This is a genomic window from Bacillus sp. 9.4 (genome assembly GCF_055486415.1).
On the sequence record NZ_JBVFMU010000002.1, the window covers coordinates 367,899 to 381,919 of the forward strand.

Annotated in this window: 13 protein-coding genes, 1 riboswitch and 1 other annotated feature (1 of these 15 only partly in view); all 13 genes read right to left on the reverse strand. The window is 43.4% G+C overall.

What is annotated here, in order from left to right:
- Window positions 1-147: a binding site (T-box leader), on the reverse strand; it reaches 80 nt to the left of the window's first position.
- A 62-nt stretch (window positions 148-209) separates the two neighbouring features.
- Window positions 210-704 (reverse strand): septum site-determining protein DivIVA, encoded by a 495-nt coding sequence (divIVA, locus tag ACZ07B_RS08385; RefSeq protein ID WP_003221468.1) that lies wholly within the window; start codon window positions 702-704, stop codon window positions 210-212.
- A gap of 93 nt (window positions 705-797) precedes the next feature.
- On the reverse strand, window positions 798-1,571 hold the full coding sequence (locus tag ACZ07B_RS08390) for a YlmH family RNA-binding protein (RefSeq protein ID WP_024573496.1): 774 nt from the start codon (window positions 1,569-1,571) through the stop codon (window positions 798-800).
- A gap of 60 nt (window positions 1,572-1,631) precedes the next feature.
- On the reverse strand, window positions 1,632-1,904 hold the full coding sequence (locus tag ACZ07B_RS08395) for a YggT family protein (protein WP_042974886.1): 273 nt from the start codon (window positions 1,902-1,904) through the stop codon (window positions 1,632-1,634).
- A gap of 6 nt (window positions 1,905-1,910) precedes the next feature.
- Window positions 1,911-2,366, reverse strand: coding sequence for a cell division protein SepF (gene sepF / locus ACZ07B_RS08400; RefSeq protein WP_014476753.1), 456 nt, complete (start codon window positions 2,364-2,366; stop codon window positions 1,911-1,913).
- The gene (locus ACZ07B_RS08405; RefSeq protein ID WP_014479734.1) at window positions 2,363-3,055 is read right to left on the reverse strand and encodes a YggS family pyridoxal phosphate-dependent enzyme; all 693 of its coding nucleotides are present in this window, start codon (window positions 3,053-3,055) and stop codon (window positions 2,363-2,365) included. Before ACZ07B_RS08405 ends, sepF begins: the two co-directional genes overlap by 4 nt.
- Window positions 3,056-3,061: 6 nt before the next feature.
- Entirely contained in the window at window positions 3,062-3,898 is an 837-nt protein-coding gene (gene pgeF / locus ACZ07B_RS08410; protein WP_464877096.1) for a peptidoglycan editing factor PgeF, read from the reverse strand.
- Between the two features lie 162 nt (window positions 3,899-4,060).
- Window positions 4,061-4,306 carry a YlmC/YmxH family sporulation protein gene (locus tag ACZ07B_RS08415; protein ID WP_003232153.1) on the reverse strand — a complete coding sequence of 82 codons (246 nt, stop codon included), beginning with the start codon at window positions 4,304-4,306 and terminating at the stop codon, window positions 4,061-4,063.
- 82 nt (window positions 4,307-4,388) lie between these two features.
- The gene (gene ylmB, locus ACZ07B_RS08420; protein ID WP_445603988.1) at window positions 4,389-5,669 is read right to left on the reverse strand and encodes an N-formyl-4-amino-5-aminomethyl-2-methylpyrimidine deformylase; all 1,281 of its coding nucleotides are present in this window, start codon (window positions 5,667-5,669) and stop codon (window positions 4,389-4,391) included.
- Between the two features lie 88 nt (window positions 5,670-5,757).
- Window positions 5,758-5,859, reverse strand: a riboswitch (TPP riboswitch).
- Between the two features lie 12 nt (window positions 5,860-5,871).
- Complete coding sequence (locus tag ACZ07B_RS08425) at window positions 5,872-6,666, reverse strand: ABC transporter ATP-binding protein (RefSeq protein WP_029317772.1); 795 nt, start codon at window positions 6,664-6,666, stop codon at window positions 5,872-5,874.
- A gap of 147 nt (window positions 6,667-6,813) precedes the next feature.
- A complete protein-coding gene (gene sigG / locus ACZ07B_RS08430; RefSeq protein ID WP_009967190.1) occupies window positions 6,814-7,596 on the reverse strand; it encodes an RNA polymerase sporulation sigma factor SigG in 783 nt (260 codons plus the stop codon).
- A 139-nt stretch (window positions 7,597-7,735) separates the two neighbouring features.
- Entirely contained in the window at window positions 7,736-8,455 is a 720-nt protein-coding gene (gene sigE, locus ACZ07B_RS08435) for an RNA polymerase sporulation sigma factor SigE (RefSeq protein ID WP_003221446.1), read from the reverse strand.
- 62 nt (window positions 8,456-8,517) lie between these two features.
- On the reverse strand, window positions 8,518-9,447 hold the full coding sequence (gene spoIIGA, locus ACZ07B_RS08440; protein ID WP_038828183.1) for a sigma-E processing peptidase SpoIIGA: 930 nt from the start codon (window positions 9,445-9,447) through the stop codon (window positions 8,518-8,520).
- 188 nt (window positions 9,448-9,635) lie between these two features.
- Window positions 9,636-13,937 carry a bacillopeptidase F gene (locus ACZ07B_RS08445; RefSeq protein WP_464877097.1) on the reverse strand — a complete coding sequence of 1,434 codons (4,302 nt, stop codon included), beginning with the start codon at window positions 13,935-13,937 and terminating at the stop codon, window positions 9,636-9,638.
- Window positions 13,938-14,021 lie beyond the last annotated feature (84 nt).

A 14,021-nucleotide genomic window follows, 5' to 3' on the forward strand; every position in this document is an offset into this window, starting at 1 on the left:
ACGTGATGAACGTCCTAACCTACTGTGAGTTCAGCAAGGAAACTAAAGGGCTGATCTACATGATTCCGGCCATCCCGGACTCTCACCATCTCCGGGTCGCTATGAAGGCCTGAAGGAAACATGACTGTCCCTTTCAACCGTTTTTTCATCTGAATTTATGAACGTATTATATTCGACAAGCTAAGAAAATGTCAAGATAATCAGAGAATTTATTCCTTTTCCTCAAATACAGCGTCGACTTCATACTCAAGGAGATGATCCCAATCGTCATTTTTCAGAAGATCAAGCTGAGCTTCAATCAGCATTTGGAAACGTGTTCTGAACACTTTAGACTGTTTTTTCAGCTCTTCAATTTCCATTGCAATTTTTCTTGATTTTGATAACGATTCGTTGATAATGCGATCAGCGTTTTTCTCCGCTTCCCGAACGATCAGCTTTGCTTCTTTTTGAGAATTGCGTTTTACGTCTTCAGCCGCTTCTTGAGCAACTAAAATTGATTTATTCAATGTTTCCTCAATATTGGCAAAGTGTCCGATTCTTTCATCAAGCTCATTGACTTTCGCTTCAAGCTCAGTTTTCTTGCGGAGAACAATTTCGTAATCTTTTCTGACTTGGGCTAGGAATTCATTTACTTCATCTTCATCATATCCGCGAAAACTTTTTGTAAACGTCTTGTTGTGAATATCATTTGGCGTTAATGGCATGATGCCACCTCCATTTTTACATTTCAGTACGGTTATCTAGTTCACATTATAAAACAAATTTCGCACAGATGGAGAAAAAAACTGAAAAACCGACTATTTTTGTCGTTCAAACGTAACTCTCCATTTGTCTTTTTTGGTTTTTCCTTCGATTTTTGTTAAGCTGCACCGGCCAAAACCTCTGATTGACAGCATGTCCCCTTCCGCGACTATGTATGAAGGATCTTCAACCACCTTCCAGTTCACTTTCACAAGGCCGTTTTTCACAAGCGTCTGTGATTTCTGGCGGGATTGCCTGCTCATAGAGGCGCAGACGGCGTCAAGCCTTAAAGAAGAAACCGTGTCATCTCTTATTTCGACATCAACTGCTGGAATGTTAAGGTCTGACAAGTCGATTTTCTCTAGGCTGACCGCCGCTTTGCCTGCTTGGGTCAGCTGTGCAGCCACAAAATCAGCGGTATCGGCTGAGACAATCAATTGCACTGCTGTCTCAGAAAACACGATGTCACCGAATTTTTGCCGCTTTAATCCTATGCCCATTAATGCACCAAGCAGAGAACGATGATCTACTGAGACAAACTTGTCAGCATAACGGACGTTAAACGCCTGCAATTCAAAATCCGATACTTCCGGAGTAATGTACTCTGGATACAGAATCGCCCGTTTCCGCTCCGCTCTGTCATAACCGCCGGAAAAAGCAAGCCCGACGTCAGCCTGTCCCGTAACAGCAGAGAGGATGACCTGCTCTCGGGGGTCTAAAAAGTCGGTCAGCTTCATCCGGTACTGCTCCTGGACAATTCTTTTCCATTCGAGCGCCTGATCAATAAAGGCCCGCTCGTCTTTTCTGAAGTGCTGATATATATCGCTCATCGTCTTTCCCTTCTATGTAAAGAGGCTTGGCTGCTGCCAAGCCCCTATCAAACTGTCACATTAAAACGCAATCATGCGATAAAGTCCCCACAAGCCGGTTGTCGCAAACCGAAGCACAAGTATTGCTACGATTGGTGAAATATCCAGCATTGCAATCGGAGGGATGATTTTTCTGAATGGTTCGAGATATGGTTCACAAATCGAAGCCAAAAACCGCCCGACTCCTGTTTCCCTCGTACTCGGCACCCATGACATAAAAATATATATGATCAGGGCAAATGAGTATATTGTGATTAATAAGTTTAAAACCGAAAAAACTTGATAAAGGATCATCTCGCTTTACCACCTCTGATGTTCGTCTTCAGATATGAGCTCAGAAATTGTGCCTGATACATCTACGTTGTCAGGCGTGCAGAGGAAAATATCTGAGCCGATTCTTTGAATATCGCCGCCGATGGCATAAACTGTTCCGCTTAAAAAGTCAACAATCCGCTTCGCCTGGTCATGCTGTATCCGCTGAAGATTGACGACAACTGCCCGCCGGTTCTTCAAATGGTCGGCTATTTCCTGCGCCTCCGCATAAACGCGCGGCTCACTCAACACCACTTTAGAGGATTTCTGAACACTTTGCAAGCTCACTACATTCTGTTTGCCTGCAGGTTTATTCCCCGTATAAGCCGGCTTTTCTTTTTGCTCATGCTCCTCATGAGATTCCCGCTCTGTCTCAATATATTCATATTCGTATTCTTCATCTTCCATTGAGAAAAAGTTTTTCAGTTTATTTTTCATACTCATTGCTGTACACCCCCTGTTTCATTTCCGACTAACGATGAGCCGATTCTAATATAAGTAGCTCCTTCTTCAATTGCAATTTCAAAATCATTTGACATGCCCATCGACAGTTCAGTACACGGAGCGTTCGGCTGGTTCAGCTTCTGAACCTGGTCACGGAGTTCTCTCAGCGACCTGAAACAGCTTCTGATCTGATCTTGATCATCAGTCAGCGGAGCCATTGTCATCAGTCCGGCAACAAGGATATGTTCGAAACCGGAAAGCTCCTGTATGAATGGAATGACTTCTTCTTTTTTCATGCCGTGTTTAGAAGGCTCAAGAGAGGTATTGACCTGCACAAAGCATCGTACAGTACCTTCAGCCCGTTTTTCAATTTCTTTCGCTAATGAGAGCCGGTCTAGGGAATGGATATAGGAAACCGCATTGACGACAGATTTTGCTTTTCTTGATTGCAAACTGCCGATAAAATGCCATTCCGGATTACCTTTCATCAATTCCTGTTTGCGGAGCAGTTCCGCATCCCGATTCTCTCCGAGGCAGGTGATGCCAGCATCTACTGCCTCCTGTGCTCTTTCAGGTGATACATATTTTGTGACTGCAATAACCGTAACTTCATCGGAGCTGCGGCCCGATCTGTTACATGCTTCGTTTATTCGTTCGTTTATATGTCGTAAATTATCAACAACACGCAAGATCTTTTATGCCTCCTTCATTCCGATAAAGGACATCATCCGTCCAGTTTTCCCCTGATCGCGGCGGTGAGAATAGAAAAGAGACGGCTCGCTTTCCGTGCATAAACCGCTGACAGAAATTTGTTCACTTGCCAAACCGCTGTCCATCAGTATAAGACGGTTCAGCTCTTTCAGATCAAGCTGATATTGTGCCTTTGCCGTCTGATTGGCGGCAAGGTCTGCTGAAACCGGCAATGCACGAACAGCATCCATGACGCGGTCGTCTACCGTATAGCATGCACCGCTGATAGACGGGCCAATAACAGCGTAAATATCTGAGGGATTTGAACCTTCCTTCTCAGTCCATTGCTTCACCATTTCTCTGCCAATCTGTTTGACGGTGCCTTTCCACCCGGCATGGGCGACTCCGACAAGCGACTTAACCGGATCATAAAAGAAAAGAGGCACACAATCAGCAAAGCATAATGCTAAAAATACATTTTTTTCATTTGTATAGAGCCCGTCCGTTGCTTTTAGAGCCGTGTGATACTCACGGGCGCCTTTTCCCCTATCCCTCTGCGTCACTTTCTGAACGCAATTATCATGTGTCTGATCAGCGAATACCCAAGACTGCAAATCAGTATTAAACATATCGGCAATATATTCACGATTTTTAACTACATCTGCATCTTTGTCATGAACGTGCAATCCTGTATTTAACGATTCAAAAGGCTTTTGGCTGACACCGCCGTTTTTTGTCGTAAATCCGGCAATGACCTCTTTGTTGTTTTGATTCGTTTGAGCCCAGTCTTGTATCATGAGTGTCGAGGGTGTGGTAAGACTGAATGGGTGATATGTATTCATGATGATCCAACCTTTCGACAAACATTTAAAAAAGCGGAATTTCCCACTTATTTTACCACATCTTACTGCATTCGTTGAGCGCCGATTTGCATATTTCTAAATGAAATGTGCCGGAAGAATCGAGACTTCCGGCATTTTCCAATCTGCGGCAGACAAGCAGGTTTATGCATGTGGTTCACTTAATCGGACCAAGATTACATCTTCCCCGATTTTTACTATATTTCGCCATGGAATGACCAATTCCTCTTCTTTTCCAAAAAATCCGAGAACTTTCCCATTTCCTCCGAGTATGATCGCCTGAATTTTTCCAGTAGTCACATTGATATCAATATCACCAATACTCCCCAGCTTTTTTCCGTTTGAGACATTGACGACATCCTTTACCTGAAATTCTGAAATGCTGATCATTCCATCACGTCCTTTTTCCGTCCTTTTGTTCAAGTATATGAACGGGCAGGCTGAACCTTGTCAGCAAGAAGAAATTTTCATGTCATTGTTCTTTTTTCCGGCTGCACCAGCTGATGATAAAATCGAGTATAATTTTTGTATACTCTACTAGCTGCTCAATCGATACCTTCTCGTTCACAGAGTGTGCATTGTGCAGATCTCCAGGACCGTATATTACGCATGGAATACCGGCATCATACAGCCATCCGCCATCTGTAACTGATTGAGAAACGTCAATAATTGGACACTCCCGTTTCACTTTCTCATGAGAGGCAGTTAGCGCTAAGACGCCTGGGTGGCCAGGGTCCACTTCCAATGCCGGAAAAATTTCTCCTCTGTCTTCTATCATAGATGAGCCTCCCCACTTGAATACAGGGCGGTTTTCCCTAAGCCAAATATCACTGTCACTCAGCCGATTGACGTAATCTTCTATTTCCTCTGCCACTTGGTCATGGGTTTCATTCGGATAAAAATGGACTGTGATCCACAGCCGGCATTCGTCCGCTATAAAAGCCGCATGTCTGCCGCCTTCTATAACTGCCGGGTTAATCGTATTTGTGCCGGGTTTAAAACCAGGATAACTTTTCATAATAGACCAGTGGCGCTCAAGTTCACCGAGCCCCGCAATGATTTTTGCCATTTTTTCAATTGCGCTTGCTCCGAATGTTCCTCCGCCTGCGTGAATCATATTCCTTCTCGTTCCATCATGAAATGTTTGACTGCTTTTGATTTCGATCCAGCCTGTAATGACACCGCCTTGGCCTTGAATATGCATATCGCTCGTATCGGCGACAATTGCAAAATCAGCGTGGTAGCCCCTCTTGCAGCATTCAAGTGTGCCGGCTTCTCCAACTTCCTCCCCGATAACCGATTGCAGAATCAGATTACCGGGAAGTTCAATTCCTGCTTCACGAATCAATTTGACAGCAAACAACACACACGCCATTCCGCCCTTCATATCGGAAGCGCCTCGACCGATTAAGAGACCGTTTTTTTCAATTGGATGAAATGGATTATGCTCCCATTCTTCATCCTCTTTTACCTCTGCCACATCTACATGGCCATTGATAATCAGGCTATAATAATCTGCTGAATCTGTTCCTTTTAGCTTCCCTACAACATTGGGATCTCCAGGGTACACATCCCATTTGTCGATCGAGAATCCCAATTCATTTAAAAATCCCGCAATCCATGACTGAATGCCCTCTGTATTTCTTGCAGGCGGAGCGGGTGTTTGATAAGAAATCAGCGTTTTTGCAAGCTGAATAAGCTCCTCCTTTTGTTCTTCCACTTTTTTGAGCAAAGAGTCTATTTGTTGATCCAATGTAAATCCGCTCCTATTCTTTAAAATCAAAAAAGCCGTTTCAAATGTGATGAAACGGCTTAATACAAAACAAACGGAGTCCGATGTACTCCGCTTTTCACCGCTTCCCTCCGCTGGTATGATCCAGATCAGGTCAAAAGGGTTGAGACAAAGTCTCTCTCAGCTTCGCAAAGCACCCCTAGGATGAATCTATATATGTTTGTCAGGCATTCGTTATCGGCTCAGCTCTTGTTAAAAACGGCCGATCCTGATTCCATAATACATGGATTGGCGTATCAAAAAAAGCGGAAAGTATTTGATCAGTAAGCATTTCCTTTATTTCTCCGGATCCAAAGACCTCTCCCTGTTTTAATAAAAGGGCTTTATCAAAGACAGGCAAAATTTCTTCAGCATGATGAGTCACATAAAGGATAGATGGTGCATTTTCTTTGTTTGCAATGTATGTAATCGTATCTAACAGCTTTTCCCGGGCAATAAAATCCAGTCCTGTGACTGGTTCATCCAGTATCAGCAGCTCCGGATCGGCCATTAGTGCTCTAGCAATCAATGCTCTTTGTTTTTCCCCTTGAGAAAGGGTTTCATAGCGGCGATCGGCATATTCAATTGCTCCCAAGTCCTCTAACAAACCTATCGCTTTTTCCCTGGTTTCCTTACTTGGCGTTTCATATAACCCAATCGAAGCGTAAGCTCCGCTCAAAGCAATTTCAAAGGCTGAATCTGCCGGATACAATTTTTGCTGAAGAGCTGCTGAGACGAGGCCAATTTTACGTCTGAGCTTTTCCCCAAGCTCTGTTTTGCCAAATTCATGGCCGAGCACCTGCATCTCGCCTGATGTTGGAAAATAATATGAGCAAAGCATATTTAACAGCGCTGTCTTCCCGGCGCCATTTAGGCCGTAAAGCACCCAATTTTCCTTTTCTTCCACCTTCCAATGAATATCTCTCAGTATCCATTTCCCATTCCGTTTTAGTGAGACATTGTCAAGCTGCAAAATCATCGTGGTCCTCCTCTTTATTGCCTTTTATAATTGTTTTAATTTTCATAAAACTTTGTACGAACTAGGATACCTTACTTTTTCCAAAACGTAAACCATCCGTAATCAATAGAAAAGCCTTTAAAACAACATCGTTTTAAAGGCTTTTCATTATTGATGAATATTTTTATTCATTTGTTTGATAGCCGCTTTTTCAAGTCTGGACACCTGCGCTTGAGAAATTCCGATTTCCTCGGCGACTTCCATTTGGGTTTTCCCTTGGAAGAATCGCTTTCTCAAAATCATTTTTTCCCTATCGTTCAGCCTTCTCATGCCCTCTTTTAAAGCCAGCTCTTCAATCCATTGTGAATCTGTGTTACGCTCATCACTGATTTGGTCCATCACATAGATCGGGTCTCCGCCGTCGTTATAGATCGGTTCAAATAGAGAAACCGGATCCTGGATGGCATCAAGCGCAAATACAATTTCCTCATGCGGTACTTCAAGAACTTTTGCGATGTCTTCTGCAGTCGGCTCCTTGCTTGTCTCACTGATTAACCGCTCTCTTACCTGAAGCGCCTTGTAAGCGATGTCCCGGAGTGATCTTGAGACACGGATCGGGTTATTATCGCGTAAATACCTGCGGATCTCTCCGATAATCATAGGTACAGCGTATGTTGAAAACTTAACATTGTGGCTTAGGTCAAAATTATCAATGGATTTCATTAGTCCGATGCAGCCGACTTGAAATAAGTCATCAACATACTCCCCTCTGTTATTAAATCGTTGAATGACACTTAAGACAAGACGCAAGTTCCCGTTTACAAGCTTTTCTCTTGCTGAATCATCGCCTTCATCCTGCAGCTGCCTAAACAGCTTTCTCATCTCTTCATTCTTGAGTACTGGTAATTTGGAGGTATCCACCCCGCAGATTTCGACTTTATTTCTCGACACTTTTTTCCCTCCCTACAGGAGCTGCTGTACAACGTTAAGTATCTCCTTGGGTGGGAAAAATATGCACTGCACTCAGACCGAAAAACCGTCGAAATCAGGAAATCCCTGTAAAATCAAGGGGTTTTAACCATAAAATTTTTTACACCATTTTGTTGAACTCTTTTCTCAACCTTTTTATAATTCTTTTCTCAAGCCGCGAAATATAAGACTGAGAAATCCCCATCATATCCGCTACATCCTTTTGGGTTTTTTCTTCTTCACCGACAAGCCCAAACCGCAGCTCCATGATTTGCTTTTCTCTCTCATTAAGCTGTTCAAGCGCTTTTTTCAAAAGCTTTTTATCGACGTTAGCTTCTATGTCTTTAGTGATGATGTCATCGTCAGTGCCGAGTACATCAGAAAGCAAAAGCTCATTGCCGTCCCAATCAATATTAAGCGGTTCATCAAAGGAAACCTCTGAACGGATTTTGTTATTTCTTCTTAAATACATCAGGATTTCATTTTCTATACACCGAGAGGCATAGGTAGCAAGCTTGATTTTCTTTTCTGGATTGAATGTATTCACAGCTTTGATTAGACCGATGGTACCGATGCTGATTAAATCCTCTATATTAATTCCCGTATTTTCAAATTTACGGGCGATATATACGACCAGACGCAAATTGCGTTCAATTAGAATGGCGCGCGCCGCCTGATCGCCGTTTGGGAGCTTCATTAACAAAACCTGCTCCTCATCTTTAGATAATGGAGGCGGCAGGGCTTCACTCCCGCCTATGTAATAGACTTCATCACTTTTCAGCCCAAGTTTCATCAGCAGCTTATACCAGAGGTGCGTCAACCGTAATTTCAGTTTTTTCATCTTCCTCTCCCTTCTAAATGTCACGCCGTTTGAGTATGATAAGTAACGGACATTTGCGAACATTATGAAACGTGTTTGACAGCCTTGCCCGAAAGCATTTTCGGATGAATAATCGCGTCAAACTCTCCATCTGCCGACAGCTTTGTTGTGCTGATGCCGATTAAACATTTATCTGCAGAAATCATTTCTTCTTTTGTCATAATCGTTACGTGATCCGGTTTAACGCATAATAAAAATTGATTTTGCTGACCAACTCCCCTGTATGGAATCAACCTCATTTTATCTAAAAAGCGAAAGGAATCATCGAGCTGTTCGATGGCTTCCAATGGGTCTGTGTTTCGAATGATCATCGTTTCGGCTGTTCCGAAAATCGGCTCCAGTTTATCAATGTAAATGATCATTACCGGTGTTTTTGTAAGAGGATCGTACAGCTGATTACCGGAATCAATTAGGCCTCTGACATGAAGTGTTTGGCTGCCCAAATCTGCCTGCACGCTGACTCGTTCCTCATATTGAATGTTTTTTGTTTCAATATCTTCAATTCTTCTTTTAGAAAAAAACCATAATACTGGAAAGCCCCCAACAATAAACAACCAGCTGATCGGGTCTCCAAACCCTGTTTGATTGGTAATCATAACACCGTTTTGAACAATAGAATTTGACTGCAGCAAAGAATGGGCCCCGATAATTCCTCCCCCCATTAAAAAAGTGGCAAAATAAAAGGAAAACAAATTTTGAAAGAAAAACCGAAATCTTTTAAAGCCAAATGTCACCACCACAATCACAACTGAAAAAGCTAGCTTCCCAGCCGGATGTTCAACAATCGGCGAAAAAGGAGTAAACATCAAAAGGACAATACTGGAACCGATGAACGCTCCGCCTACCAGTCTTCTTTTTTTTACATGCCGTTTTAAAATAAATGCCGTGAGCAAAAGCAAAAGTGCATCAAAACAAAAGTTTAACAGCCAAATGACATCTAAATAGATTTTCACATCTGACTCCTTTCTTGCCTCACGTTGTTCCCCTTCTTGCTTCATAAGTATAAAGCAAGCTCTGTGGGAAAGTCTGTCAATTAATGTTGAGAGGAAAATACAATTTTTCAGGGAAATCTGCTTAATTTGTCGAGGAAGTATAATGAGAGGATATAAAAAAGCTGCCAATGACGGCAGCTTTTTTCCACTTAATTTTCTGTGTTGATATTAAGTTTTCCATTCGCAGTTTTTCTTGTTTCATTTCCATAATCATCTCGGACGATCACTTCTACTTTTGCTCCTTTTGCTTTAATAGAAGAAGTGGCTGTCCAATAGCCTTCATATCTTCCCGGAGAAATTTCTCTTAACGGGAGTTCGGTGGCATTTTGCACACTCGCTCTTGCATTGGTCAGCGGCATACGAATGGTAAACGTTGCATCTAAATCCTCAGCGCTTGAGAAAGCGATTTTCACAGATTCACCAGCTTTTAAGTTTTTATCCTCTCCCGGAATTAAGCCGGAAATGACAGGCTTGTCAAAATTGACATCAATGACAGCCTTTTTCGTGGTTTTGTTGCCTGCCAAGTCTGTAGCAATCACCTTGATTTCATTGCTTCCATTCTCCAAAAGAATACGGGCTGAGTATGAACCATCAGTTATTGTTGCTTTTTTGCCATTCACCTTGACGTCTTTCAGATTGTCATCGGATACAACCCCTTTGACAGTCAGCGTTTCTTTATTTGTTTTCCCGCCATCCTTTGGAGTGTCCAGCGTTAACTCAGGCTTTTCTTGATCAAGCGTGACCGTGATTGGGCTGGAGGCATCTGTTGTTCCGTTGTCAGTTGATGCAGTTGCCGTCAGCTCATTTTCACCCTTGTTGAGTGTGATGCCTGTCTGGAACGTGCCGTCCGCGGCAGCTTTCGTTTCTCCTGCTTCTTTCTCTCCATTATAAATGTGTACCGTTGTGCCAGGAGAAGCGTTTCCTTTTACAGTGACGTTCTCCTTATTTGTGTATGATTTGTCTGTCGGTGAAGTAATCTCAGGTACAGCAGCTTCATAATTAACTAATGCGCGAATCATATAGTTGCCGTCTGCTTCGTCACCCGGCTCCCATTGTCCACCTATATACTGCCAGTTGCGGCCGGAATTCTTGCCGGTTTCATCCATTGCCAGTCCAGGTGAATACGGATCAGGTTTTGACTGGATATATACGAGATAAAAGTCTCTATCGACCATAATCCCTTTTGAACTGAGATCTACCTTAGTCCACTCGCCATTGCGAAGAGCTTCAGCGTTAAATGGCCCGGCAATTTTTTTGCCCGGTGCTCCGTCTTTTCCTGTAGCATCGTATACCTCAACCTTAAACTCTGTGCCGCCGGGATCAGGGAACTCTGTATCCCAGAATCTGAACAGCCCTCCTGTAAGCATGCCTTTGTCCTTGCCGTCAGCGAGCGTCATTTTTACCGCCCATCCGTTCCCGGCAGCAAAATAGGAATTGGCATTCTCCGCCGTTCCGTCATCATATGCAATTTCACCCGGATAACCGACAAAAGGCTTCAATGCAGTTTCTTTTGTAACATCACCTTTTAACTCAACGGAAAATTCATCACTGTAATAACCCGGTGCAGCGACTTTAATCGTATAAGCGCCTTCATAGGCCTCCAGCGTATATTCACCTTTGTCGTTTGTCATAGCCGGTTCCACCGCAGCATCCTCTACAACATAAACGGAAGCGCCTTTTACCGGCTCTCCTGTCGTTTTATTGATGACCGTGCCTTTTAATGTGCCCTTCTTCATCTCTTCTAACGTAAAATTAGCTTGTGTCGTCTGATCCGTCTTTAAAGATACTTTTTGTGTTTTCGACTGATAACCATATGCTTCTGCCATAAGCGTATAGTCTCCCGCTTTGTGCTTCAGCGTGTACTGCCCTGTGGATTGATCTGAATATGTTGATTTTCCTGTTTCCACTACACTGACTTGTGCCCTGAGCGGCAAAACTTGAGGCTGTATAGCCTTGTTCTGATGTTTTACCGCTGTGTTTGCAGATGGCTTAGCCTTTTTCGGATTTACCGGCTTTTTCTTTTGCTTTCCAGACGGCTTTTCGACGCCCAGCTTATTCTTTTTGACTGTTTTTCCGGCTGATTTGTCAGAAAGCACTACATCATCAATATACCAGCCCTCTTTTGCAATGCTTTCATCAGATTGAAGGTTAAACATCACTTGAATGTTTTGGCCTTTATAAGCCGATAAATCAATTTCTTCGTCCGTCCAGCTTGATGTCTTTCCGTTATAGACACCAGCCTGCTCCCAATTCTTTTCACCTTCCGGAAGAACAAAAACGTAGCCGTAATCAAAATCATCCTCTAAATTGTGCCAGCTTTTAAATTGAAGGAACAGACTTCCTGAATCAGGTGCTTTAATAGGAGGCATAACAAGGTTCATGTTTGCTGAGTTGGCATAATTTCCTGTCAAATTCGTTCCATATACTTTTTCTCCGGATGCTGCTGTATTTGGGCCAGTTGACGGAACTCCCCATTCCCAGTTATTATTTGTTCCGCTCGCAACCCAGCCGCCGGGTGCAGTTTCAAAGTCCTGCTTATATCCCGCCGTGATGCTTGGTTTCACTGTTACATCGTATACGTCAGACGAAACGACATGACCGCCAAAATCGTGAATCATCCACTTATAGCTTAGTTTAGTTCCTTTTATGTCTGGGATCTCTGCTTGATACGTTCCTTTTAGATGATCACCGCTGATTCGTTTAGCCGTTATTTCCGTCCATTCGCCTTGATCAAGCTTGTAGGACAGCTTTACAGATGTCACACTCACATTGTCTTCAGCTGTCAAAGTCAGTGGCAGGCTGCCACCTTCATAAGCTTCAGTTACTTTCTCATGCTGATAGACAGGAGGCTCTTGGTCATCCCCCTCTACAGAAACTTGTCCTTCCGCTTTCCCTAAACCATCTGTAACAGCGGATACAGCATCAAAAGCATTCACCAGACCGTGGCCATATCCGTTATTCGGTGAATCAGGAAATGTTGAATCCGTGAGCGATTCAGCCATGCTGGTTAATATATCCTCCATCTCATCAACAGAAAGTGAGGCATTCGCCTGTTTCAGCAGTGCAGCAACAGCGGATACATGCGGCCCTGCCATTGATGTGCCGTCCCAACCATCCTCATATGTCTGACCGGGAACGGATGAACGAATATTAACGCCCGGTGCAGATATTTCCGGCTTTATTTCATCATATGGAGATGGCCCTTGAAGAGAAAAGTCAGCGAGCTTTTTATTGATATCAGTCGCCCCAGTTGCAAACGATTCTGGATAGTTTGCCGGATTTGCGATAGAACCAGGCCCGCCGGGAATAAAGAGATCCGTATTCCCCGCTGAAAACTCAGGGAAAATATCGGCCGCACGCCAGGCATTGACCATGTCTCTGTACCATTCATCAAGTCCAGAGCCCCCTCCCCATGAGTTATTGACAACATCAGGAGCCATTTCCGGGTGGGGATTTCCTTCCGCGTCCTTTGGTGCTAAAACCCATTCACCAGCTTCCAAAATGTCAGCATCAGTGCCGCCATCTTCAGAGAACGCTTTAACAGCAATCCATTTTGCGCCAGGCGCTACACCGATTTGATTTGTTCCATCAGGTTCAGAGCCCACCATCGTGCCTGTCACATGGGTTCCATGAGCTAAATCATCATAAGGGCTTGCCTCGCCTGCTACGGCATCATACCAGTTCATTTCATTTTCAGGCTCATTAGGATTTTCCGGATTATATCCGCGATATTTCTCTTTTAATGCCGGATGATTCCATTCCACACCGGTATCAATGGACGCAACAACCGTGCCAGTTCCATCATATCCAAGTGCCCAAGCTTTTGGGGCATCGATTTGGTCTACATTCCATTCCACACCGTCAGTTGCTTTAATAGCTTTCTGTGCTTTTTTCATATTAAATGGGGAGGATGACTTAAAAAGCTGCCGTTTCTCATTAGGAAGCACCTTTTCCACTTCGGGAAACTGCGCCACTTTTTCCATGACCTCTTTTGAGGCATGAACAGCAATCCCGTTCACCACATAATAAGAATGAATTTGGTCTGCATTTCCTTTATCTTTCTGGGTGTTCAAGTATTTTAGGACATCTTGCTGGGATTCATCGGCTGTGACTTTTAAAGATGACACAACAGCAGAACGCTTTTGATATTCCGTCTTAGCGGCAGACAGCTTCTTCGATTTCGCTTTTTTAACAGCCGCTTTTGCCGCTTTTTCTGTGTTAGCCTGATCTTTAAATTTAATCAGAAAAGTCGTTTTTTCTTTCTTTTTAAAGCTTTTCTTTAATGAACTCGAAATCTTGTTTTGAATGGATTCCGCAGATTGAAGCTCCTTTTTAACAGAAGGTGAGGTGACTTTACTGCTTGCCCCGGCTGCTCCCGGAAACAGCAGTGAACTGATGACAACTGTACTTAAAACAGAGCTGATGAATCTGTTTTTCGTTTTTTTCTTCATTTTCATCCCCCTTTTTCAACATGCTTTTTAAAAAAAGTGTCGTCCCTCCTTTTAATAATGAATGGTTTGTCAGAACATCGCTGT